Origin of the sequence: Shewanella sp. H8, assembly GCF_040285065.1 — a bacterium.
Classification (GTDB): Bacteria; Pseudomonadota; Gammaproteobacteria; order Enterobacterales; family Shewanellaceae; genus Shewanella; species Shewanella polaris.
In genome coordinates, this window is record NZ_CP157213.1 from 3,105,837 (window position 1) to 3,132,402 (window position 26,566).

Genomic DNA, 26,566 nt, shown 5'->3' on the forward strand with positions numbered 1-26,566 from the left:
CGCTTGATAAATATTATATTACTAGATATGACCAAATCGAAGAGACAATAAATCAAGTGTAGATACTGCTGTGGCCGTTTATGACTAGCGATGGCCTCTGGTAAGTCACTAGTTTTCTTGACAAGATTAATCCCACATTAGTTTTTGTATGGAAAATTCAAATAAATGAAGCTTGAATTAGTTTTAACCCTAATGATAAAGGGCCAAAAATGAGTCAGCCTGGCTAACTAATTTCTGGACAAAAGCTCCTTAGAGTTAATGATCAAAATCCACTAATTCACATTACGATAAGTGTGGCTAAGTTCGTAACCACTAGAGTAACTGTTATGGTCAGCCTCTAATTAACTGGCTGTATTCTTCGGTCACACAGTGACTGGCCGATCAATAAATAGTAATAACAATTGTCGTTAGCCCTGCTTCGCAGGAACAGTAGCCAGTATTCATTTGCAAGCCAGGTGGTTGATTGAATTAACTGGTTTAACTTCGATAAAGCCGGCACAAAAAACTTCTATTCCCTCTTGATTAATTAAACATCTTCAGATTGAAGCATTAACCACATATCAGCATCTTTAATCTTTCCTTTTTCTGATAGCTGACGAATTTTTGAAACAAATAAATCCCACTGACTTTTATACATCATGTTGTAATTCGGCAATACTTTGCCATTTTTGTACGTTTCAAATGCTTCCTTAACTGCATCTGGCATACCCAGAGCAGTAGCTTGAACCATATCATTAGTATCACTAGTATCTTCTTTGACAAGCTGTCTGTTTGCGCTTCCATTTTGAATTGCAGCAAGTAGCGGTCTCGTTTCATCAATTTCATGTTTTAAGTAGTACTTCATCAAAGTTTCTGGTTTATCACCAATTATTTTAGCTGCTGTCTCTACACCAACTTTTTTAGTCACTTTAGTAGCAAATGTATGTCTGAAGTCATATGCCCTGTCTGTGGTTAAAAATCCGAAATTTAATTTCATCGCTTTCCATGAATCACGTATAACCCCTTCTGTTACATGCCCAGTTTCAGACATTTTATGACTAGGAAACATATGCCCATGGTCGTTTTCAAAGTAATAACTACTACTTAGATATATAATGACTTGAGACCAATAATAATCAGACTCGATCGGGATATCACGCTTCTTTTTTGTCTTGCGACTTATAGACGACGGAATGTGCAAGTTCTTTTTTTCAATTTGAAAGTTGAGTCGGAAGTTTCTATATGCTTCACAATTACGAACTCCAGCCATGATCATAGTAGCTAGAATTATTTTTCCGGCTAAATTTCCGGGGGCTTCTTCAAAAAGAAATCTTAATGCTATGTCTGGATTGACATCATAAGTGTTTATTTCTCGCTCGTACTCTTCTTCGTCTTTAAATAAATAATTGAATCCATCAAGTGGGTTGTGTGTGATATATTTTGCTTTGGAGCAAATATTAAACATCGAGTTTATTACGGTATATGACTTTCGCTGCGATCTTTTGGACTTTACTTTAACTACACCGTTTGTCGGATTTTCCTTTGGAGTTTCCCAATATTCTATAAGCTCCTTGATCCATACCTCGTCTACATCTTTAATTCTTTTTTTTATAAAAGGGGTTAAGTCAGATTTTATAGCCTTGAGTACCTTTAAATTTTCAATTGGCTTGATGCCTCCATTTTTTATTTTTATTGATTTCCTATCTTCTACGTACTTCTCATCAAGGTATCTTTCAATTGTCCACTCTCCGGTGGTTGCTGACTCAGCACAGAAATTATCCCACTGTGAACATATTTTCTTAAATTCTACTCTAGCCATCGCTAAGCTATAAAAACCTGATGGGTAGTGACAACTATCTGTTCTTTCTTGCCAAGAGCCGATTTTTTTCATCGAGCCATTTGTTGGTTTAAAGTAAAAGACTTTTGATCTTTTAGTTAGTCTTAGTACAAGAGAGAAACCGCCACCACTTACAGTAGCATCAAAAAAGTCTTTTGAGCCTTTTTCGATGTAAGGAAGTTTTTTTATACCTATCTCTTTAAACATAAAGGTACTTTGCTTTGTAACATTTTTACTAATGTAATCAGATAGTATGAAATCTTCTTTTTTGATTATCATTTTTGCCATAACCCAAAACCTTTTTGAAATGCATTTTGTATCATTTTCATATCATAATATCATTGTTCATATCATTATTTAAAAGATTAGGAATTATTAGATTTAAGTAAAAATGTTTCACCTCGCCAAGAAATAACCATAAATGCTTATATATAAAGGGTTTTATTATTAGCACCTATAAATATAAAGATATAAATATTTACACCTACTTATACAAACAACCGCTTAGGAGGCGGCTGCTCTATCCTGTTGAGCTATAGAGAGACCCTGTGATTATACTGAGTTTATAGTTGAATTAAACCTTTTAAATTTAATTGCTTGATTAATAACCAACAAATGCTTACGGCCTATTTGTTAAGATCTATTTATTAAACTCTAATACTCTAGATTGTTAGTTTTTAACGGCCCCATTTCTTTATAAATTAGTTCTTAATGGCAATATCATTGACTTGAATATTGTCTGCACTGTCGATACCGTCAAATATTGCTGTTGAGCTGTCTTCGGTAACTTGTTCGATAACCACATTGGCACGACTTTTTGTGGCGATAGCGCGCATGGAGTTAAATCTGTCTGGGATATTTTTCTGTAATACGATTTGGAATTTATCACCCATTTTAACGCCATTTTTACGACCTAAATTAATGATAATTCTATCCCCTTGCCTGGCAACAATTTGGCCTAATAATGGTCGACAATTTAATTGTTTATCCAATGACATAACACTTTGTTGTAAAATATCACTTATAGCCTGACCATAAGATGAGCGCCAAAAGCGCTGGTTAGCAGGTGAAACGATTTCTTGTCTTTCAAATTCCCAAGGCGCGGAGGTTGTGAAAGATTCACTCCAAACCACTTCGCCACTGATAGCATGATAAAGGGTTAACTTTATAATAAATTGCCTTAGCGGATCATCGTCGACCAAGCCCATATAACTGCTTTGTACTGGTTCAGTTGAAATATCAATAATTTCTGGTTGCAATAAATATTGGCTATCGGTGATCTCGCCAAGCCAACTAGGAATACGGTACCCTTTAAAATTCACCAATTGATTGGTGTTATCAATTTTTTCATCGGCATGTAATCGTGCAAAGCTATAACGCGATTGCGCATTAATAATTTTACCTAGATGTTCTGTAATACGTTGTTCAAAATTGGCCAGCTGGCCATAGCGTAACTGGGCGCGTTCTTGTAAATAGGCTTGTGGCAACATAATGGCGGCTTTAAGCGATTGGCTTTTGCATTGTGCATCGGGTTCTTGCTCACCGAGTTCAAGTTGTAAAACCACGGTAATAGTATGCTGGCTGATCATTTCACTCATTAATTCAACGTTATTAGCCGATCCCATTCGTTGAATTTGAAAGGTATCTTGAGTGAGCCGACCTTGATTGACTTGTTGTTGGCTGGAAAAGTTAACCCCGGCTTTTAAGCTGGCATAATTTAATGCTTGGCTAATGGCATCTTCGCGGGCTTTATCAATATCGCCATTAACAATTTTGGCCTTGCCAGTAACTTCAATTTGTTCAGCCGATGCAGACATTGTCGCCAATAAGCCACTGACGCATAACATGGCTATTACAGCAATATGACTGAAGGAATTAGCTCGGTTAGTAAGGCTTTGTCTGATCAGCATGCGATGTCCTAATGTCAAAAAAACGTCAATTTGGCCTAATTACACAAATTAAGCTTACTCTATTTTTAACAAAGCAAAAATTGTGCCTATTAACATTTTTGTAGTTATTTTTCGATCGAGTACAATTATAGTAAAGCTTTTTGTGCTTTTGCCGATATAAGGTGACGAACGATAAAGAAGTAAGTTAATGGCCTTAGTTGATGGTACACAAGGTGATTAAATAGCTCATTTATACCAAGACTTGCAGCATTAAGTGTTAGAGGAATTATTATGATTAACAGGCTTTTTATCCCCACTGTCATGCTCGCATCGTTATCATTAGTGGCATGTACCCAAACGCCTAACGAAGCCAATAACCTTGCCTTTAGTAACAACGGAAAACTGGTCAAAGTTACCGATAAAAATAACGCTAAAAACAAAACGCTAGCTTATGATATTCAGGACGTTGGATTATCGCCTAAAGGGCAAGTTAATGTGTGGGCCGAAAAGTTAGTCAACGAATTAGTATTACAGAATGATGCTTTACGCCCCGATCAACCACTGCTTATTTCTACGCCAGTTATGGCCAGTAATTTAAATACCACCAATGAGTTAGCTTTACAGTTACAGCAAGGGCTACTTGCTGCCTTTCATGCCCATGAATTTAACTTAGTGGATTTAAATGTAGCGACTAGTTTACGTGCGACAGAACAAGGCGAGTTTATGTTGAGTCGGAATTGGGAGCTATTACGCTCAGACTTACCGGTATCACATGTTTTGGTGTCAACCATGGCACTTACACCTGAAGGCATTATATTTAATGGCCGAGTGGTAAATGTCACCAATAATCGGGTACTGACTGCAGTGCAATCATTTGTGGCAGCATCGAGTTTGTCGGGTTATTTACAACCTTCTGAAATAATTGAGTCACGCAACGGCTTATTGTATCGCCACGAAAAGCGAGGCGACAGTCGTTACACCGTATTAGGAGATAAGCTATGAAGTCATTGATGTTAATTATGCTGTTGCTGCTAAGCGGATGTGTGAGCAAAGATAAATATGTTCAGTGGGAAACAGAAGCACCAGCCTCGTTTCCAACCCTAACAGCAATTGGTTACGCGCCTTTAGCAACACAGCCGAGTAAAGAAGCATCACATCGTATTTTAATGGCGATGCAAGCGTCAAAAGTTGCCGCTTATCGTGAGTTAGCAGAACAAGTTTATGGCCAAAAAGTTACCGCTAATAGCGACGTAAGTGAGTGGTTATTAACTGATGATAACGTTAAGACTAGCGTGAGCGGTATTATCCGTGGTGCAAAAGTGGTTAAGACCTACCCTTCTGGTGAGTTTTACGTAACTGAGTTAGCTCTTGACTTTAAACAAGTATGGCAATTGTACGAGCAACAAAACCGCTCTAAACGCGTAAAAGACGTTACCTACTTTTAAGTGGCAAAGACGATTTGGATTAGCTTGATACCTAATGTTGTTAACTAATATTTGAGTTAATTAACTTGCTTAAACCAAAATTACCAAACAAAAAAGCCGCTAATTTAAGCGGCTTTTTTGTTATCGGCTGTTATTGCTCATTGTTAAAACGATAATTTAAATACCAAGCCAAATGCTGCTTGATCATCTATATCTTCGGTAACGTCTGGGTAACTTAATTCCATTTCACCAGCAAAATAATAACCAGCATATGCGTTAAGGCTAATGTTGTCGGTAGCTTTCCAGCCAGCACGAACAAAACCAACCCATTCATCTACTTCGATGGTTTGATCATCATCAGCAATTAAAAAACGTTCAGTTCGTTTTGAACTACCAACGCCAAAATCAATATCGGTATTATATTGATAACTTAGCTCTAATCCTGCTGGACCACTAAAACCGGCTTGGAATGGGTTAGCAAGCACCCACTTATCATTTATTTGCCAACGAACCGCAATATAGGGCACGGTTCGCACTTCGGAAATATCATTTAAATATGCCACGCCTAAACCCAACATATTGCCTGAGTCAAAACGGTACATACCCGAAGCAACCACACCATAACTTTGTGCATTTGAAGAAGATGCGGTATCGGCATAGGCATATTGTAATTTAGGCGCAACTAAAAACATCCAATGGTTATCAGGTCGATATGATAACGATAATCCTGCACTGTACTGATGGATAGTTGACCAAGGCTGAATGTTATTCACTAACGGGGTACTTTGATTTATTTGCCAGTCGTAGTCGAGGTTGTTGTAGCCTATGTTGGCACCGATGGACCACTGGCGATTAAGTGGCATGTTAGCTGAAAAACTGGTTTTCCATGTATCTCGCTGTAACTGATTAGCGTTAGCGTCATCAGTCCCAACATTTGCAGTACCCGTTGATGTACGGGCGATGGTGAGTGAGAACGGTGAACGATCAGGGGCAGCTAGACCTTGCTGACTAAACAGCAGACTTGATGCCAACAAAATTGACAAAGCTGATTTACTCAATGATTTTGGCTGAATTACGTTAACGTTATAAAGCGTCATATTGATCTGCTTCCCTTCAAATAATGAGGTAAATTATATATTACCTTGGTGTAATGGAACCTTGGTTTCATTACACTTTGGTTTAATGGAATAGCAATACTGTTTTCGAGCCAATTAGGTTCAACTTTTATGGTTTATTTTACGTCAACTTGGTGAGCTCGCAAAAACATCACGGCAGTATCTTGTATGTATGCTTGTCTGGATATCAGTAAATCACCGATCTCCAAGCCTAACTCTAGACGTAATTTAAGTTCGCCAAATAACATTAAACATAATCTAACTGCGCTTTCATGCGGATTTTCAAACAAGTATTCGCCGTGATCATTGACCTTTTTTAAATAATTTCTAACCAGTCCGAGTACGTGCTTGGGGCCAGCGTCATAAAATAATCTAGACACTTCTGGGTGAGTATCAGCTTGAGCTACGCAGGTTTTAAATACTGTCATGGCCTCTTTGCTAACAATCATCTCACCAAATTGCTGAGCAAACTGCAAAATAACCTGTTGAGGTTTACTTGCATCAACTAAGGCATCGTCAGTGAGTTGATGCACAACACATTTAGACTCAATCGCGGAAACAAACAAATCATCTTTAGAACCAAAATATGAATATACCGTTTGTTTTGATACGCCGGCATGCTTAGCCACTTCATCCATGCTGGTATTAGGAAAACCTTGTTCACCAAAGAGTTCCATCGCAGATTCAAGTATCTGGGCCCGCTTCTGTTCGCTGCGGCTCAAATTAACTTGTCCGTCATTATTAAGCGATGTGTGTTCTTTTGTCATGTTGGTTCCGTAAATTAACCCATTAAGTAAAATCGAGCTTCAATAATACCGCTCATTAATTAGCGTTATAGTAACCAAAAATAGACTGGACAGTCTAGTCTTATAAAACTAGACTACTGAGTCTAATTAACATTTAAATTACATATTGTGGTTTGAAATAAATGCTTTCATTAAGATAAGCCAGACAGATACAACCTATTACTACGCAAGGAAGACACTTTATGTACGCATCAAAGACATTCACCCCAATCATTCGATACTTGGCGCTAGGTTTAAGCTTCATCGCATTAGGCGGTTGTGGCTCTGAGGTAAAAGAGCATTCACAAACAACTGAGTATCAAACGGTATTGTCACAGCCTTTGTCGTTAAGCGACCGTTATCAGCACATGCAAACTTACACGGGTACGATTCGTTCAGCCAATACCACCGGAATTGGCTTTGAACTTGCGGGCAAACTCAATAATATCCTGGTCGACAGTGGCGATACGGTTAGCAAAGAACAAATATTAGCGCAGCTTGATACTGATTTATTGATCGCAGAAAAGCAGCAATTACAAGCCAGTTTATTACAAACTCAGGCAGATATAGATTTAGCAAAAAGCACCTTAGTTCGTACTCAAAAGTTGAAGCAACAAAACTATGTGTCTGAGCAGCAACTCGATGAAACCCAACAACAAGTTATCAGCTTACAAGCTAACCATAAGCGTATAGACGCCAGCTTAAGTGCGACCAATTTAAAAATTGAAAAATCAACCTTACTGGCCCCATTCAATGGAAAAATCAGTCAACGTTTTCATAATGTCGGCGAAGTGATTGCGCTAGGCAGTCCGGTTTTCACCTTAGTAGGTAACAGTCAGTCTGTGGCTTATATTGGGGTACCCATTGACATCGCACAGCAGTTAACCGCCGAGCAGATGGTAGATGTCCGTGTAGGTAAACAAACCTTTACAGCTAAAATTGCCGGAATAAGCGCCGAAGTGAACACGATTAGCCGTACAGTTCAGTTACGTATTCTGTTACCAGATTCAGCAAGAGTCATCAATGGTGAGATAGCCTATTTAGCTTATCAGCAAGATGTTCTGGAACCTGGTTATTGGGTACCAATGTCGGCCTTAACTGACGGAGTTCGCGGATTATGGAATGTGTTTGCCTTAGTTGAGGCTGAGCAAGGTTTTTATACCATTGAACGTCGCGATGTAGAGATTATCTATACCAATGAACAACAAGCGTATATTCAAGGTGCCATAAAACCAAGCGATCTAATTGTGTCACAAGGATTACATAAATTGGTCGTTGACCAAAAAGTGACTCTCGCTCAAGCAGAGAAAACGGGGGCACTATGATTAAAGCATTTTTAGAAAATGGCCGCCTAACCAGCTTATTTATCGCATTATTAATTGTTGCTGGATTAGGTGCCATTTCAAGCCTACCTCGCACCGAAGACCCACATATTACTAACCGATTTTCATCTGTTATCACTCAATACCCAGGTGCATCTGCTGAGCGGGTTGAAGCGCTAGTGACCGAAGTGTTAGAAAATCAATTACGTCGTTTAGAAGATTTAAAGCTAGTCCAGTCTACTTCTCGCCCGGGAATTTCGGTTATCCAGTTAGAGTTAAAAGACACAGTAACAGAGACGGCTCCGGTGTGGTCACGCGCTCGTGATCTGATCGCCGACAGTGAATCATTGTTGCCATTAGAAGCACAAAACAGCGTATTAGATGATCAACTAGGTTATGCCAACACTGCTATTTTAGGGCTTGTTTGGGCCGACGACAGCCCTGTAAGAGCCGATATTCTTAATCGTTATGCTAAAGAATTACAAAGCCGCCTAAGGCTGCTCAGCGGTACTGATTTTGTTAAACTCTATGGCGCACCACAAGAAGAGATTTTAGTTGAGTTAGATGGCAATAAAATCAGCCAATTGCATTTAACCCCCGCCAGTATTGCCGCGATTTTAAATAATGCCGACAGTAAAATTTCAGCGGGTGAAGTTAATAACAGCCAATTTAGAGCCTTAGTTGAAGTATCTGGTGAGTTAGATTCCCAAAATCGTATCCGCCAAGTGCCGTTAAAAGTAGATGACTATGGTCAAATTATTCGCTTAGGGGATGTGGCTAATATTACCCGCCAAGCTAAGACCCCAGCATCAAGTATCGCCTTAATCGACAGTCAACAAGGCGTATTAGTCTCTGCGCGCATGCTCAATAATAATCGAGTCGATGTGTGGCAACAGCATGTTAGCAACGCTATAGATGATTTCTCAGTTAATTTACCGGCCAATATCAAGGTTCAATGGTTATTCGACCAACAAAGCTATACCAGTGACCGATTAGGCGACTTAGTGATTAATCTGTTACAAGGATTTGTGATTATTTTAGTGGTTCTGATGCTGACATTAGGACTGAGAAATGCGGTTATTGTGGCGATATCATTACCATTAACCGCGTTATTTACCCTTACCTGCATGAAATATACTGGCCTACCGATCCACCAAATGTCGGTAACAGGTTTAGTGGTTGCGCTGGGGATTATGGTCGATAATGCGATTGTGATTGTTGATGCCATTGCTCAACGCCGTCAGCAAGGTATGAGTAAGCTGGAAGCGGTATCGAAAACACTACATCATTTATGGCTTCCACTGGCGGGGTCTACCATTACCACTATGCTCGCCTTTGCGCCTATTGTGTTAATGCCGGGGTCCGCGGGTGAGTTTGTTGGTGGCATTGCCATTTCAGTCATGTTCGCCTTACTTGGCTCATATATTATTTCTCATACCATTATTGCTGGCCTTGCGGGTCGATTCAGTCGCAGTGAAAAACCAACGGTTTGGTATCAGCAAGGCATGGCATTTCCCAAAATAAGTCAGGCATATACTGCCAGCCTTAGGTTTGCGTTAACAAGACCAATACTGACCGCTATTGTGATTGGAATATTACCGGTTGCAGGCTTTTTTGCTGCGGGGAAAATGACTGAACAATTTTTCCCACCATCTGATCGCGATATGTTTCAAATTGAAGTCTACTTGGCACCTCATGTCAGTATTGATAACACTCTCGAGCAGGTTAAACTGATTGATAATAAGCTGCAACAGATTGACGATATTGTCGCCGCTACATGGGTTGTTGGCGGTAATACGCCCTCTTTCTATTACAACTTAACTCAACGGCAACAAGGGGCAACCCATTATGCTCAAGCAATGATTAAAGTGACTGATTATGTCGCCGCCAATAGGTTAATTTTACAATTGCAAAAAGAGTTTGATACCCAATTTCCACAAGCACAGATTTTAGTGCGTAAACTGGAACAAGGCCCCCCTTTTAACGCTCCTGTTGAGCTGCGTATTTATGGCCCTAATCTTGATACCCTTAAAACATTGGGTGAACAAGTACGCGGCATTTTAGTCGCCACACCAGATGTCATTCACACTCGTGCCACGCTCAGTTCTGGCGCTCCAAAAGTGTGGTTACAGGTGAATGAAGACGCCAGCTTAATGAGCGGCTTAAGTTTAAGCGACATTGCTAATCAAATTCAAATGGCGACCACTGGCATCATTGGTGGCAGTATTTTAGAGCAAACCGAATCACTGCCAATACGTGTTCGTTTAGGCGATAACAGTCGCGAACAAGCCACGCGTTTAGCCGAGATAAATTTGGTGTCACCATCAGGGTCAGGCATTCCACTATCGGCATTATCTTATAATGAAATCAATGTCAGTCGCGGTGCAATCCCCCGCAGAAATGGTGAGCGCGTTAATACTATCGAGGCTTATATCACCAGTGGTGTATTACCAGCACAAGTGCTAAACGAGGTTAAAGATACTATTGCTAATTTACCCATTCCAGCGGGATATCATCTCGAAATCGGCGGCGAAAGCGCAAAACGCAATGAAGCTGTAGGTAATTTACTGTCTAATATTGTGTTGGTGGTCACTTTGTTATTAGCGACGGTAGTGCTGTCTTTCAACTCGTTTAGATTAACCGCCATTATTTTACTGAGTGCATTTCAATCGGCAGGTTTAGGCTTGTTATCCGTATATGTATTTGGTTACCCGTTTGGGTTTACCGTCATCATCGGTTTATTGGGTTTAATGGGCTTAGCCATTAATGCCGCCATTGTTATTTTAGCTGAATTAGAAGATATCCCCGAGGCACGCAATGGTAATATACCAATAATCATTAGTACGGTGAGCAGTTGTGGGCGTCATATTGGATCAACCACCATTACCACCATAGGTGGATTCTTACCTTTGATTATCGCCGGTGGTGGCTTTTGGCCACCCTTTGCTATCGCTATTGCTGGCGGTACGCTATTGGCCACCATGCTGTCACTGATTTGGGTGCCAGTAATGTATACCTTATTGATGAAAACAAAAAAAGTTAACTTAGACACTAACAATCACTTAACATAATTTGGTTGTTTATAAAAGTTTACTATTTTTTAACATTACTTTTTATGTTATTTATTGGAGAATGAACACACTTTTTGTTTTATGACAATGAATAGGTATACTTTCCCATGTACATTGAATAATTCAGTCCAAACGAAAATTATAGATCAATAATTAAAACAATTATGAGAAAAGCATATGAACTATAAAAACTGGCCTATATCAAAACAAATTGGGTCTCTAGTCGTACTATCGTCTATCATTATCTATGCCGCCATGTCTTGGTTTTCCTATCTATCTGCAACGACTGTATTACACGATAAAGCCATTGAAGCGGTCAAATCACAAATGCACAGTAATGCTAATTTAATTGAACAGCAATACGACAGCATGCAATTCTTAGCTAGGCGAAATGCAGAGATTCTCCGCAACTTATACCCCGGTGATTTTTCGTTAGCAGGGAGTACAGTTGAAGTATCAGGAGTTAATACCCCGGTACTGCTTCATGAAAATGAACAAGTTAATAATTTAAACGATGATGTTGATCATTTTTCAAAACTCACAGGCGGTGTCGCAACAATATTTGCTCGTGATAATGATGATTTTGTTCGTGTCGCTACATCACTAAAAAAAGCAGATGGTAACCGTGCATTAGGCACCTATTTAGGTTCTAAACACCTAGGTTACAAGATGTTAATTAACGGTGGAAAGTACGAAGGATACTCTAAGCTTTTCGGCAAAGACTACATGACAATTTATCAACCTATTCAAGATAACAGTGGCAGCGTCATTGCGATCCTTTTTATTGGTTTTGATATCACCCAATCAGTTGAACAAATACAAAGTTTATTTAAAAAAATGACCTTAGAAGAATCTGGTTCTTATGTGATCATCCGTAATGCTGATAAACAAGTTATTTCTCATCAAAAATTGGAAACAGAAGCTCCCTTTAGTGAAGCATTATTTGATGGACTATCTCTTGAAAAGGCACTTACAGATAAAAGTAGTTGGGTTTATACCTCACTGTCTAATCAAGTCATGTATTCTTATTCTGTCAATATTCCTGGTTGGGATTGGACTTTAGTCGGTTTTGTGCCAGAAAAAGAGTTGAGTAATGAAAGCATAGGAATGTTAAAAAATAACGCCATATTAGCCGTACTTGGTATAGTGCTTATTTCTATTTTACTGTTTATAGTAATTAGTCGAGCAATTCAGCCATTAAAGATTTTACAGGGTCAAATAGCTAATTTGGGCCGAGGAGATCTTTCACAAAACTTTGCCAAATGTCCTGAAGACAGTCTTAATGAAGTTGACAGTATCACAGTAAGTGTTACCAAAATGGCAGCTAATTTAGCGGGATTAATTGAATCCTTAAAGCAATCTGTCATCACCTTAGAAAGCCAAGCTAATCTGAGTCAAGAAACATCAAGATTAAATGGCAACGAAGCAAAAGCACTGCTAAACCAAACAGAGCAAATTGCGACGGCTATTGAAGAGATGTCTTCGTCTATTAATGATGTGGCACAAAATGCCAGTCAAGGAGCCCTACAAGCCCAAGAAGTTGATAGCGCATCCCACCAAGGGCATACTCAGTTATCTCAGGTGGTCATAGCGCTACAATCCTTGAGTGAACAACTTATTCAAAGCGAAAAAAATATTGAAAGTGTAAGCACAGAAACCCAAGCCATCAGCCAAGTAGCCGAGGTAATCAATGGCATTGCCGACCAAACTAATTTATTGGCCTTAAATGCAGCGATTGAAGCAGCTAGAGCAGGTGAGCAAGGTCGCGGTTTTGCAGTTGTGGCTGATGAAGTCCGTTCACTTGCGCAAAGGACACAAGATTCATTAAGTGAAATAAACTCAACAATCAGTAAATTACAAAAGCAAGTCAACAACACCTCCACGCAAATGGTTCAGTGTCAGCAATTGGGTATATCTTCCGCAGAGCAAGCCGATACAGTCAACAATCAACTAAGTCAAATTAATCAAAACATCGCTGAAATGGCATTATTTTCATCAAGTATCGCCAGTGCAACCAAACAACAAAGCACAGTAGCAAATGAGGTATCGCAAAGCTTACATACTATATCGACTCTGGCACAAAATAGTGATGAACGAGCAACAAAAGCAGTGACTGATGCAGAGCAATTAACTGCGCTTGCTGTGAGTATTAAACAACAAATAGGTATATTTAACCTTAGCTCAGTTGAGAGTGATAAATAGCTTTTAAGCAGTCCAGTACCTCGTTATCACTCTGTATAACTTTGCTATAAACCAAGCTTGATATTGATTGCTTGAAATGGGCTGGTTTCTATCAAAAACCAGCTTATCTCATAGGATGACGAGGGTTAAGTTATCGCTGATTAACTAAATGAAATTTGTTATAAACGCCAGAATCCAGCAATTGGGTTCTGGTTAAATAATTTATATAAAGCAATAACCGCTAATTGAACACGCTACCAGCCCCAATCATCATTAGGACAACCATCATATTATTACTAACTTCGTTACCACATTAGTAATCGTAACCATTGATAATGCCGATGTAGTTAATTATCCGAATAGTACACATAAAGCCAGACTTTGTATTTATGACGCATTAAAAATCATGAATGTGCCAGTCAGATACCTGTGACTAGCTATACTGATAGATTTATCTTCAAAAACCTACACCATCACTTTGCTTCGAAGCTTATCAACTTTAGTGGCGTAGTGTGTTTTACAGCCAATAAAAAACCGCTTTATCACTAAAGCGGTTTTTTTTCAGAATGTATAACGTTTATAGTTCGCTATTGCGATCCATATTTTCAGTATTCTCAAGCCATAAGGCGTTGATAATACCGAATGCACACGCTAACAATACCCCTAAAATCCACGCAAAATACCACATAGATGTTGCTCCTTAATTTAGTAAAGTGAGGTTTTATTGTTTTCAATAAACTCACGATTTAAACGGCCGAACATCTTGTAATAAGTCCAAGCAGTATAACAAAGTATCGTTGGTACAAAGATGGCAGCAACAACGGTCATCACATTAAGCGATAGTTGGCTGGCTGTCGCATCCCACATGGTTAAGCTAGCATTAGGCTCTAGTGATGATGGCATAACAAATGGGAACATTGCTGCACCACAAGTCAAAATAACGCCAGCAACAGCAAGTGAACTAAATAAGAATGCAAAACCACTGCGATTTAAGCGACTAGCAAAAATCACTAATATTGGCATTAATAATCCTAATACTGGAAACAACATCGTAATAGGATATTTGTCATAATTAGTTAACCAAGCGCCCGCTTCAATAGCGACCGTTTTAGTGGTTGGATTTGACGGACCAGCTAGATCAAGTGTAGAGGTAATGACGTATCCATCAATACCGTTGACTAACCAGACACCAGCAGCACCAAAGAGTACAAATAATAGACCACCACAAATTTGTGATGCCTTAACACTGCGTACCCGTAACTCGCCATCTGTCTTCATTTGTAACCATGAAGCCCCTTGCATAACAAACATTGTTACACTGACAAGTCCAACTAACAAACCAAACGGATTTAATAAACCGAAGAATCCGCCATGGTAAGTTGCACGTAGATATTCATCAAAGTTAAAAGGTACACCTTGCAGTAAGTTACCAAATGCTACACCAATGATTAATGGTGGCACAAAACTGCCGACAAATAATGCCCCATCCCATGACTTACGCCATCTTGGATCTTCAATTTTAGAACGATAATCAAAGCCGACTGGACGTAAATATAAAGCGAATAATACTAGCATCATCGCTACATAAAAGCCCGAAAACGATACGGCATAGACCATAGGCCAAGCGGCAAACAATGCACCAGCAGCTGTAACTAACCATACTTGGTTACCGTCCCAGTGCGGTGCGATAGTGTTAATCATAATACGGCGTTCAGTATCGTCTTTACCAATAATCGGTAATAACATACCCACGCCCATATCAAAACCATCAGCCACAGCAAAACCAACAAGTAACACACCAATTAGTGCCCACCAGATAAATCTTAATACTTCATAATCAAACATAATCAGGTCCTCCGCTTAAGCATCTTGGTTTTCAAAATGGTAACGACCAGTTTTTAAGCTGCTTGGGCCAAGACGTGCAAACTTAAACATCAAGTAAGCTTCTATAACCAACAGAATAGTGTAGAAAACCGTGATCGAAATAATACTGAACCATAAATCGGCCGGCGTTAAACTCGATGCAGACATGAAGGTTGGTAGAATTTCTGAAATGGTCCAAGGTTGGCGACCAAACTCTGACACAAACCAACCACATTCAATGGCAACCCAAGGAAGCGGTAAACTATAAAGTGCAGCGCGAAGTAGCCATTTTTTCTCTGCAATTTTATGACGAGTGCTTTGCCAGAACGCAGCAGCAAATACAAATAGCATAATCACACCTGCACCAACCATAATACGGAAGGTCCAGAACATTGGTGCCACAGTAGGAATAGAATCAAAAGAGGCAGCAATAATTTGCTCTTCAGTCGCATCGACCACTTTATCGGTATAACGCTTCAGTAAGAAGCCATAACCTAAATCGTCTTTAACCGCTTCAAATTGCTCTCTTACTTCGGCAGATTTATCACCTGCACGTAGTTTTTCAAGTAATCCGTAAGCAACCATACCAGTACGAATGCGTGCTTCATGATTTTTAACGAGATCGGTAATACCAGTCACTTCGGTATCTAAAGATCGAGTGGCAATAATGCCCATCGCATATGGAATTTTAATGGCATAATCGGTTTTCATCGTTTCTTGATTAGGAAAACCGACCGCAGTAAAGGCTGCTGGTGCAGGCTCAGTGTGCCACTCAGCTTCAATTGCTGCTAATTTTACCCGCTGAACTTCACCGACTTCATAGCCAGATTCATCACCAAGTACAATAACCGATAGAATGGAAGCCAAACCAAAGCTTGCGGCAATGGCAAACGAGCGACGAGCAAACGGTAAGTCTCGACCTTTCAATATATAGTACGAGCTAATAGCAAGTACAAACATGGCTCCGGCAACATAACCAGATGCGACTGTATGAACAAACTTAACTTGCGCTACAGGGTTAAACACCAAAGCGCCAAAATCGATCATTTCCATGCGCATGGTTTCATAGTTAAACACCGAACCCACAGGGTTTTGCATCCAACCGTTTGCGATCAAAATCCATAACGCTGACAAATTAGAGCCAAGAGCGACAAGCCAAGTGACGACTAAATGTTGGCGTTTACTGAAGCGATCCCAACCAAAAAAGAACATTCCGACTAACGTTGACTCAAGGAAGAAAGCCATCAAAGCTTCTATCGCCAGAGGCGCACCAAAAATGTCACCGACGTAATGAGAATAGTAGGACCAGTTAGTACCAAACTGGAACTCCATCGCTAAACCAGTTGCGACACCTAACGCAAAATTAATACCAAACAATTTACCCCAAAATTTTGTCATGTCTTTATAGATTTGCTTATTGGTCATCACATAAAGTGATTCCATAATGGCAAGAATAAAGGCTAAACCTAGGGTGAGTGGAACAAATAAAAAGTGGTACATAGCTGTAAACGCAAATTGATAACGCGATAGCTCAACGACCTCTTCGATAATCATTGGCGACTCCTTACTTCAGTACAACCAAATACGACACAGCAACAGATTGTTGCCATAATGATGATGTTATACCTGAAAACGGTCATTTTGAAACAATGAACAACTCACCAAAATGTAAAAAATGATAAATTAATCTGTTTGCCTATGTTTTCAAGCCCAATCCTAAACGCTTATATCTTACGGTATAATCCTTGAGTAGATCATATTTTTTAGTCAAATTTGTGACCCACATTAGATCTTTTGCATAGATATTTTTTTTACTTATATAATCATTAACTTAGAATAATTAAAATGCTTAAAACTGGTCTTTAAAACGATACCAGAGCAGACAACTTATACTTATATACTCAAAAAAGTCGTTACAATTAACAAACTACACTTTTGTCCTCCCAAGAGGTATTGACAATATTCCTCCCATTGCTAGGAGCCACAATGCCTATAAATAAAAAACCGATTATTTGGTCATTAGAGCCAATTGTTACCACAAAGTATATTATTTAATTAATTATTAACTTAGGATGAATAATTTATTAAATAATATAATCAGACTAAAATAATAAATTAAATAAAAACAAGATGATAAAAACAACAACACTAATGAGACAATACATTAAAAAAACAAAAGCATTAGAATAACTAATGACAAATATCATTTTTTCTCGCTTGAAGACAATAATATTAAACCGTATAATTAATGCACAGTTAAGAAGACGCATACTGAGTGAGCAAGGCGTCGTAGTCTTAATCCATCATCACCTAATATTAAGAGATTCAGTTATGACTCAATTATTTGAAAATATTGCCAACTTGTATAAACGTGCTTTTACTGAAATGTTTACAGCTAAAGAATTGAAATAAGTTAGATCACTTTTTTAGCTACACAGTGTTAGTGGTTATTTTTGTTAGCGCAGAAATCATATTAACCGGCAATCGTTATTACCCTAATATAACGATACAGAAAACCCCATAGAGTTAATCTATGGGGTTTTTCTTTATGACGAACAATAACGCCGCGAACTAGACTAACTCTTATCCTAAACTGAGCGCTAACCTACTTCTCAAACCTAGCTCTAAACAGAAGACTAAACTTAGCTCTAAACTTAGCTCTAAACCAAGTATTAATTTACGTTACATGATCGGCCAAGATCATGTGAAAATCATACAGCCAGCCATCGCTAACTGCATAAATTGAATAGTTATTAAATACCCAGCCAATAAAAAGACGACTCAATTGAGTCGCCTTAGTACTTTACTTTAGCTAGGGTGTTGATTTGGTATTAACCAATCTTAACCCGTGCATTACGGAACATCCGCATCCATGGGCTGTCTTCACCCCAGTTATCAGGATGCCATGAGTTGGCAACGGTTCTAAATACACGCTCAGGGTGCGGCATCATAATCGTAACGCGACCATCTGTAGTACAAATACCGGTTAACCCATTAGCAGAACCATTTGGGTTTTCTGGGTACTGAGTGGCAATTTGACCATGACCATCGACATAACGTAGCGCAATAGTGCCAGAAGCTTCTGCATTTGCCAGTGCTTGTGCGTTGGCAAATTCAGCCAAACCTTCACCATGAGAGACTGCGATAGGCATACGCGAACCGACCATACCTTCAAAAAATACCGACGGTGTTTGCTGTACTTCAACCAAACTGAATCGCGCTTCAAAACGCTCTGAACGGTTACGCACAAAATGCGGCCAATGTTCGCTGCCTGGAATAATTTGTTTCAAGTTAGACAACATTTGACAACCATTACACACACCAAGTGCAATGCTTGAATCACGTTCAAAGAAACGGCTAAACTCATCGCGGGCACGATCATTAAACAGAATCGATTTTGCCCAACCTTCACCAGCACCGAGAACGTCACCGTATGAGAACCCACCACAAGCCACAAGGCCTTGGAATTCTTCTAAACTAATTCGTCCAGATAAGATATCCGACATGTGCACGTCACGACTTTCAAAACCCGCACGGTCAAATGCAGCTGCCATTTCAACATGGGAGTTAACCCCCTGCTCACGTAAAATAGCCATTTTAGGTGCTGCACCTTTAAGAATATAAGGTGCGGCCACATCTTCACTTGGGTTAAAGCCTAATTTAACCGTTAGACCTGGCGCATCAGCTTGCTGTTTAAGTTCATACTCTTCGCGTGCGCATTCTGGGTTGTCACGCAGTGCTTGCAAGCGATAGGTAGTTTCTGACCACAAGGTACGTAATGCCGTACGACTATCGGTAAAGATCACTCGCTCGCCATCGTTAATGCTAATTTTGTCTGTTGCTTGTAAACCACCAATGTGATGACACGTTACGCCTTTAGCCTCAAATCGCGCGGTAATGGCTTTAACATCAGCAGCACTAACTTGAATAACGGCACCGAGTTCTTCGTTAAATAGACGTTCTAAATCAGTACCACTCAAACTAGCTAAATCAATAGTTAACCCTGTATTACCAGCAAATGCCATTTCCACTAAGGTGGTAAATAAACCGCCGTCACTGCGGTCGTGATAAGCCATAACAGCTTGATCAGCGACTAGCTGCTGCATCACTTCAAAGAAGCCCGCTAAGTTAGCGGTAATATCCAATGTTGGTGCTATGTCACCTAGCTCACTGTAAACCTGCGCAAAGCAAGAACCGCCTAAACGGTTTTGACCATTACTTAGGTCCAGCATTAATAATGCGCTGTCACCTTTATCACTGCGAAGCTCTGGCGTTACCGTTTTACGAATATCTTGCACTACACCAAAAGCGGTGATGACTAACGACATTGGCGATGTAACAGTTTTCTGGGTACCATTATCTTCCCATGCGGTTTTCATCGACATGGAGTCTTTACCGACCGGAATAGTAATACCAAGTTCTGGACAAAGGTCTTCACCAATCGCTTTAACGGCTTGATATAAACCCGCATCTTCACCTGGGTGACCTGCTGGCGACATCCAGTTGGCAGACAATTTAATACGCTTGAACGAGCCAATATCAGTACCGGCAATGTTCATAATCGACTCAGCAACGGCCATACGGGCAGAGGCGTCAAAATCGAGTAAGGCTAACGGAGTACGCTCACCCATAGACATTGCTTCACCGCAGTAACTGTCATAACTTGATGCAGTTACCGCACAGTCGGCTACTGGAACCTGCCATGGGCCCACCATTTGGTCGCGATTCACTAAACCAGTAACGGAGCGATCACCAATGGTGATAAGGAAGGTTTTGTCTGCCACGGTTGGCAAGGTTAAAATGCGCTTAACGGCATCTTTTAGCTCAATTTTAGTTTGATCTAACGCTGGCGATACCGCTTGAGCCGTCACTACATCACGGCTCATTTTAGGTGCTTTGCCTAATAAAACTTCAAGCGGTAAATCAATAGGCTTGTTGTTAAAGTGACTGTCGGCAAGGGTTAAATGCATTTCTGCTGTCGCTTCACCAACCACTGCAAATGGTGCGCGTTCACGGGCACAAATATCAGCAAACTGTTGTAAGTTCTCTGGCGCAACCGATAACACATAACGTTCTTGTGATTCATTACACCAAATTTCAAGCGGGCTCATGCCTGGTTCGTCAGAGGGAACATTACGTAAATTGAATACCCCACCACGGTCTGCATCATTCACTAATTCAGGGAATGCATTTGATAATCCCCCCGCACCCACATCGTGAATAAATTGAATTGGATTGGTGTCACCTAACTGCCAGCAGCGGTCGATCACTTCCTGACAACGGCGTTCCATTTCTGGATTTTCACGTTGTACAGATGCAAAATCTAAATCTTCGCTAGACTGACCAGATGCCATTGAAGATGCTGCGCCGCCACCTAAACCAATGTTCATTGCAGGTCCGCCAAGCACAATGAGCTTAGCGCCAATGGTGATTTCGCCTTTTTGAACATGATCTTCACGGATATTACCTAAGCCACCAGCAATCATAATGGGTTTATGATAACCACGAACTTCAACACCATTATGACTAGAGACTAATTGCTCGTAAGTACGGAAATAACCCGTAATAGCTGGGCGACCAAATTCGTTGTTAAATGCGGCACCGCCTAGTGGGCCTTCAAGCATAATTTCAAGTGGCGTTACAATGCGATCTGGCTTGCCGTAATCGCCTTCCCATGGCTGTACAAAACCAGGGATTTTTAAATTAGAAACGGTAAAACCAGATAAACCCGCTTTAGGTTTAGAGCCTCGGCCTGTAGCACCTTCATCGCGAATTTCACCACCAGAGCCAGTAGCTGCACCAGGATATGGACTAATTGCAGTAGGATGATTGTGTGTTTCTACTTTCATCAATATATGCATTGGTTCGGAGTGGTAGTTGTAAATACCATCGGGATCAGGGAAAAAACGACCAGCAACAGAACCCGCCATCACCGCGGCATTATCTTTGTAAGCTGATAACACGTAATCTGGTGTGACTTCAAAAGTGTTTTTAATCATTTTGAATAATGACTTTGGCTGCACTTCGCCATCGATTGTCCAATCAGCATTAAAGATTTTGTGGCGACAATGTTCCGAGTTTGCTTGAGCAAACATCATTAATTCGATGTCGTTTGGGTTGCGCTTTAAACGTACAAAGTTTTCAACTAAATAGTCAATTTCATCATCAGCAAGCGCCAAGCCTAACTTCACGTTAGCCACTTCTAATGCGCGACGACCTTCTGCAAGAATATTCACACTGCTGAATTTTGCTGGTTCAGTGTGAGCAAATAATACTTCTGCAGCTTCAAATGCTGGCAACATGACTTCAACCATGCGGTCATGCAATAAACCATTCAGTTGTTTTTGTTGCTCTGCCGTTAATACAGGGGCTTCAACATAATAAGCAATACCACGTTCAAGACGCTTAACCTTACTTAAACCACAGTTATGGGCAATATCGGTTGCTTTAGATGACCAAGGAGAAATAGTGCCAGGACGCGGAGTAACAAATAACAAAGTGCCTTGTGGCGCATGGGACTCAATTGCTGGCCCGTAGGTAAGAATGGTTTCTAACTGTAGACGCTCATTATCATCTAGTGATTCATTCAAATCAGCTAAATGAACATATTCAGCATAAATTTGCGATACAGGAAGCGCTGCATTTTCGCAAGCCTCCATGAATTTTTGAACTCTAAATGCAGATAGTGCTGGGGCTCCGCGAATGATTTCCATCACGTCTATTCACCTTATAATATAGGAGGATCAGAATTGGCGCTATTATAAGGAATTGCACACTACAAATCACCTTTAAGGACCAGTAAAAACAGTGTTTCCTGATAGGGAAAATATCTATCCTAAGTAATGATAAATTGAATAACATAATCACTTTACCTTTTAACAAAAAACAACCACAAAATGCTGCTTATTCGTTCAACTATAGGCGTTTAGGAAAACTCCTGATAAAGTAACCAAAAAAACACCCTAACCCCCTACATATTTAAAGGCTATTCAACCAGTATTACATTCGTTTCTTACGTATTACTCTCGTGAAATGAACGAAACAACTTAAGATAACCAATTAATAAATATGATCAAAACCTTATTCATCATTTTAATTTGCGGGATATTATCCGCCTGTCAACCTGTTGATATTCAAAAAGTTGATATTGCTGCGCCCGCACTAAAGCGTACCGAATTAAGGGTAGGGACCTTGTATGGCCCACAGATTTATCTTAATTCAGAACTGGGCGAAAGCGGATTCGACTTCGAAATGGCGCAACGTTTTGCTGATTATTTATCTCTCCCTTTAAAAATGATCCCGTATACCAATCGCAAGCAACTTTTTGCGGCATTAAAAGATAACAAGATTGACATTATCGCTGCTGGTATCGCTAAAACCCCAAACCGCAGTCAACAATTTAAAATGGGACCGACCTTATATAAAGTCAATCAAGTATTGGTTTATAAAGAAGGAACACCTGAGCCCAAAGATATTAGCACCTTGTCGGGTGAAATCACCGTTATGGCTAACTCATCTTCAGTCAACACGTTAACTAAGTTACAAAAAGACTATCCAGATTTGTTGTGGAACCAAGTCAACGACAAAGACAATGAAGAATTGTTTGCATTAATAGCCAATGGTGAACTTAACTACACGATTTCAGATTCTAATAGCTTATTGATCAACCAGCGTTTTTTACCTGAATTGCGCGCAGGAATGATTTTAGAAGAAAAAGTCGAAGTAGTGTGGCTGTTACCGCCTAATAATAGCGATCGTTTAATGAGTCGATTATTGGCCTTTTGGCATAAAGAAAGGCGCGCGGGTACTCTTGAACATTTAAACGAAAAATATTTTGGCCATGTTAAACGCTTTGATTATGTCGATACACGCGCCTTTATCCGTGCAATCGATAATATCCTTCCAGAATACCGCAGCTTTTTCGAGCAATATTCAGGCGAATTAGATTGGCGTAAATTGGCCGCTGCTAGTTATCAAGAATCACATTGGAACCCCAGTGCTCGCTCACCTACAGGGGTGAGAGGCATGATGATGCTAACTCAACCCACCGCCAGTTATGTGGGTGTTGATGACCGATTAGATGCTGAACAAAGTATACGTGGTGGCGCATTTTATTTAAAAGACATGATGGAAAGGTTGCCAGATTCTATTCCGGAAGCCCAACGAATTTGGTTCGCATTAGCCTCTTATAATATCGGTTTAGGCCATGTTGAGGATGCGCGTCGATTAGCGGAATCAATGGAAATGGATCCCAGCGCTTGGCGTGACGTTAAAAAAGTATTGCCTTTGCTACAACAATCTAAATATTACAAACAAACACGCTATGGCTATGCCCGCGGCAGTGAGGCGGTTCATTATGTCGACAGTATTCGTCGTTACTATGACACTTTAGTTTGGGTCGATAATCAAACCAAAAAGTTGGAACCGATGGAAGGTAATGGACAAATTGAAGTAATTGCAGAAGACTCAACCAATATTAAAGTATCGGCAGAATAATAATGGTGTATAAAAGAGGAATTCAATTAAATCTAACGCATAATCGTCACAAAAAGAGCGTATGATGTCACCGAATTTATCAATATAAAGCATGCGAGTTAAGTATGCATTTATTTAGAACATCTGTGAGATTAGCCAATATTAAGGATTCACGGTATGAGAAGAAGAGCTTTAAACAATACCATTTCACGTCGCCGCGTTACGCAAAAACTACACAAAATCCGTATTAGAACCCGCATAAGGGCACACTTTTTACTCATTCACAGTCACGAAACTTAATCACACACTATTTAGCTATACCGTCGAACAAACACATAGAACAGCACTCAATCAGGCGACTTTATCGCTAACTGTTTGAGTGCTTTTTTTTCTGCTCGACGGCGCTTAAAAAACAAACTTAATTGCTCCGCACATTGCGCGGCTAGCACGCCAGAAGTCACATCAAGCTGATGATTGAAAGCAGGATGTTGCAATAAATTAATTACGCTACCTGCTGCGCCTGTTTTTAAATCATCTGCACCATACACTATCCTGGTAATGCGACTGTGGATCATAGCTCCTGCGCACATAGTGCAAGGTTCTAACGTGACATATAAAGTGGTGTCCAGCATACGATAGTTTTCCAGTACCTTGCCTGCTTGGCGGATACATTCCATCTCGGCATGTGCCGTTGGATCGTGATTTACAATACTTAAATTACAACCACTGGCAATTAAAACATCGTCTTTAACCAACACAGCACCAACGGGCACCTCACCTTGTTGCTCGGCTTGCTCAGCAAGTTGCATCGCTACGCGCATCCACTTTTCATCAATGGCTAACTGAACATGATTCACTTGGGGAGCGGCAATGTCATTATCAACATCAGCAAGAGGCCAAGGTTCGGTTGAAACGGCTGCCTTTGGGGTATCTGTCACTCTATTAACCTAGGTAATTGTTATGTTCACTATTCTAGCAAATAAAAAAGACGCCGCAGCGTCTTTTTTAAATCAAACTAGGTTTAATCTTACAGGGTTATTCCCATTCGATTGTTGCAGGTGGCTTACCTGAAATATCATAAACTACACGTGAAATACCATCGACTTCATTGATAATGCGGTTTGAAACGCGACCTAAGAAATCATACGGTAAATGTGCCCAATGTGCTGTCATAAAGTCGATAGTTTCTACCGCACGCAACGATACAACCCAATCATATTTACGACCATCGCCCATTACACCTACCGAACGAACCGGTAAAAACACCGTAAAGGCTTGGCTAACTTTATTATACAAATCTGCTTTATGCAGTTCTTCAATAAAGATAGCATCTGCACTGCGCAATAAATCACAATACTCTTTTTTCACTTCGCCAAGTACACGAACACCTAAACCAGGCCCAGGGAAAGGATGACGATAAAGCATGTTATACGGCAAGCCTAACTCTAAACCGATCTTACGCACTTCATCTTTAAATAATTCACGTAATGGCTCAACTAAACCCATCTTCATATCGGCAGGTAAACCGCCAACATTGTGGTGCGACTTAATCACATGGGCTTTACCCGTTGCACTGCCCGCTGATTCAATTACATCTGGATAAATGGTGCCTTGAGCTAACCATTTAGCATTAGCACATTTCTTTGATTCTTCATCGAAGATTTCAACAAATACACGACCAATAATTTTACGCTTAGCTTCTGGCTCAGCTTCACCAGCCATTGCATCTAAGAAACGGTTTTCGGCATCTACGTGAACAATATTCAATCCAAAGTGATCGCCAAACATTTCTAATACTTGATCAGCTTCATTCAAACGTAATAAACCGTTATCAACGAACACACATGTTAATTTGTCGCCAATGGCGCGGTGTAATAACATCGCCACAACCGATGAATCAACACCGCCAGACAAGCCTAGAATAACTTCGTCATCGCCAATTTGTTTTTTAAGACGCTCAATGGCATCTTCAATGATTGATGACGGTTTCCAATTGGCTTTACAGTTACAAATGTCTAACGCAAAATGCTCTAGCATGCGCTGACCTTGACGAGTATGAGTCACCTCAGGATGAAACTGTACACCGTAAAAACCTTTCTCTTCATTGGACATAGCAGCAAAAGGGCAAGTTGCTGTGGTCGCGACTGTCACAAATCCTTCTGGAATAGCCGATACTTTGTCACCGTGACTCATCCACACATCAAGTAATGATTTACCCTCTTCACTCACGGCGTCTTCAATGCTGCTGAACAATGCTGATGGGGTTTGCAGTTCTATTTGGGCATAACCAAACTCGCCTTCACCAATGCCTTTAATTACTTTACCGCCAAGCTGTTCTGACATGGTTTGCATGCCATAACAAATACCCAATACCGGTACACCAGCAGTAAACACATATTCAGGAGCTCGTGGTGAATTGTCAGCGGTGACACTTTCAGGGCCACCAGCCAAAATAATACCATTTGGGGCAAACTCACGAATTTGCGCTTCGCTCACATCCCACGCCCATAACTCACAATACACACCAATTTCACGGATACGACGCGCAATAAGTTGAGTGTACTGAGAACCAAAATCGAGGATTAGAATCTTATGATCGTGAATATTACTCATGAATAACCTTTA

Annotated in this window: 16 protein-coding genes; 6 read left to right on the forward strand and 10 right to left on the reverse strand. The window is 40.2% G+C overall.

Features of this window, described 5'->3' with window-relative positions:
- Nucleotides 1-526: 526 nt before the first annotated feature.
- Together ABIS04_RS13450 and ABIS04_RS13455 are read right to left on the reverse strand one after the other, a co-directional pair.
- Complete coding sequence (locus ABIS04_RS13450; protein ID WP_350431393.1) at nt 527-2,104, reverse strand: hypothetical protein; 1,578 nt, start codon at nt 2,102-2,104, stop codon at nt 527-529.
- A gap of 413 nt (nt 2,105-2,517) precedes the next feature.
- Nucleotides 2,518-3,726 (reverse strand): flagellar assembly protein FlgT, encoded by a 1,209-nt coding sequence (locus tag ABIS04_RS13455; RefSeq protein WP_350431394.1) that lies wholly within the window; start codon nt 3,724-3,726, stop codon nt 2,518-2,520.
- 270 nt (nt 3,727-3,996) lie between these two features.
- Between ABIS04_RS13455 and ABIS04_RS13460 the strand changes: the two genes are divergently transcribed.
- Nucleotides 3,997-4,707, forward strand: coding sequence for a FlgO family outer membrane protein (locus tag ABIS04_RS13460; RefSeq protein WP_350431395.1), 711 nt, complete (start codon nt 3,997-3,999; stop codon nt 4,705-4,707).
- On the forward strand, nt 4,704-5,150 hold the full coding sequence (locus ABIS04_RS13465; RefSeq protein WP_350431396.1) for an LPP20 family lipoprotein: 447 nt from the start codon (nt 4,704-4,706) through the stop codon (nt 5,148-5,150). The genes ABIS04_RS13460 and ABIS04_RS13465 overlap by 4 nt, the downstream gene beginning before the upstream one ends.
- A 143-nt stretch (nt 5,151-5,293) precedes the next feature.
- On the opposite strand, the gene ABIS04_RS13470 is transcribed toward ABIS04_RS13465, so the two are convergent.
- Both ABIS04_RS13470 and ABIS04_RS13475 read right to left on the reverse strand, forming a co-directional pair.
- Nucleotides 5,294-6,226 (reverse strand): autotransporter outer membrane beta-barrel domain-containing protein, encoded by a 933-nt coding sequence (locus tag ABIS04_RS13470; protein ID WP_350431397.1) that lies wholly within the window; start codon nt 6,224-6,226, stop codon nt 5,294-5,296.
- A 134-nt stretch (nt 6,227-6,360) separates the two neighbouring features.
- Nucleotides 6,361-7,011 (reverse strand): TetR/AcrR family transcriptional regulator, encoded by a 651-nt coding sequence (locus ABIS04_RS13475; RefSeq protein WP_350431398.1) that lies wholly within the window; start codon nt 7,009-7,011, stop codon nt 6,361-6,363.
- Between the two features lie 221 nt (nt 7,012-7,232).
- On the opposite strand from ABIS04_RS13475, the gene ABIS04_RS13480 reads away from it, so the two are divergent.
- From ABIS04_RS13480 to ABIS04_RS13490, 3 genes are all read left to right on the forward strand, one after another.
- Complete coding sequence (locus ABIS04_RS13480; protein ID WP_350431399.1) at nt 7,233-8,354, forward strand: efflux RND transporter periplasmic adaptor subunit; 1,122 nt, start codon at nt 7,233-7,235, stop codon at nt 8,352-8,354.
- Complete coding sequence (locus ABIS04_RS13485; RefSeq protein ID WP_350431400.1) at nt 8,351-11,422, forward strand: efflux RND transporter permease subunit; 3,072 nt, start codon at nt 8,351-8,353, stop codon at nt 11,420-11,422. Before ABIS04_RS13480 ends, ABIS04_RS13485 begins: the two co-directional genes overlap by 4 nt.
- Before the next feature lie 177 nt (nt 11,423-11,599).
- Nucleotides 11,600-13,624, forward strand: a complete 2,025-nt coding sequence (locus ABIS04_RS13490) for a methyl-accepting chemotaxis protein (protein ID WP_350431401.1) — start codon at nt 11,600-11,602, stop codon at nt 13,622-13,624.
- A gap of 556 nt (nt 13,625-14,180) precedes the next feature.
- Here ABIS04_RS13490 and cydX read toward each other — a convergent pair.
- From cydX to purL, 4 genes are all read right to left on the reverse strand, one after another.
- Complete coding sequence (cydX, locus tag ABIS04_RS13495) at nt 14,181-14,291, reverse strand: cytochrome bd-I oxidase subunit CydX (RefSeq protein WP_137226446.1); 111 nt, start codon at nt 14,289-14,291, stop codon at nt 14,181-14,183.
- Between the two features lie 17 nt (nt 14,292-14,308).
- Nucleotides 14,309-15,448, reverse strand: a complete 1,140-nt coding sequence (gene cydB, locus ABIS04_RS13500) for a cytochrome d ubiquinol oxidase subunit II (protein ID WP_137226445.1) — start codon at nt 15,446-15,448, stop codon at nt 14,309-14,311.
- A gap of 15 nt (nt 15,449-15,463) precedes the next feature.
- Complete coding sequence (locus ABIS04_RS13505) at nt 15,464-17,020, reverse strand: cytochrome ubiquinol oxidase subunit I (RefSeq protein WP_350431402.1); 1,557 nt, start codon at nt 17,018-17,020, stop codon at nt 15,464-15,466.
- Between the two features lie 1,277 nt (nt 17,021-18,297).
- Nucleotides 18,298-22,179 (reverse strand): phosphoribosylformylglycinamidine synthase, encoded by a 3,882-nt coding sequence (gene purL / locus ABIS04_RS13510; protein ID WP_350431403.1) that lies wholly within the window; start codon nt 22,177-22,179, stop codon nt 18,298-18,300.
- A gap of 355 nt (nt 22,180-22,534) precedes the next feature.
- Here purL and mltF point away from each other — a divergent pair, with 355 nt between their 5' ends.
- Nucleotides 22,535-23,962, forward strand: a complete 1,428-nt coding sequence (mltF, locus tag ABIS04_RS13515) for a membrane-bound lytic murein transglycosylase MltF (protein WP_350431404.1) — start codon at nt 22,535-22,537, stop codon at nt 23,960-23,962.
- Nucleotides 23,963-24,288: 326 nt separating this feature from the next.
- On the opposite strand, the gene tadA is transcribed toward mltF, so the two are convergent.
- Nucleotides 24,289-24,777 carry a tRNA adenosine(34) deaminase TadA gene (gene tadA / locus ABIS04_RS13520; RefSeq protein ID WP_350433438.1) on the reverse strand — a complete coding sequence of 163 codons (489 nt, stop codon included), beginning with the start codon at nt 24,775-24,777 and terminating at the stop codon, nt 24,289-24,291.
- A gap of 199 nt (nt 24,778-24,976) precedes the next feature.
- Nucleotides 24,977-26,554 (reverse strand): glutamine-hydrolyzing GMP synthase, encoded by a 1,578-nt coding sequence (gene guaA / locus ABIS04_RS13525; protein WP_140234783.1) that lies wholly within the window; start codon nt 26,552-26,554, stop codon nt 24,977-24,979.
- Nucleotides 26,555-26,566: the final 12 nt, after the last annotated feature.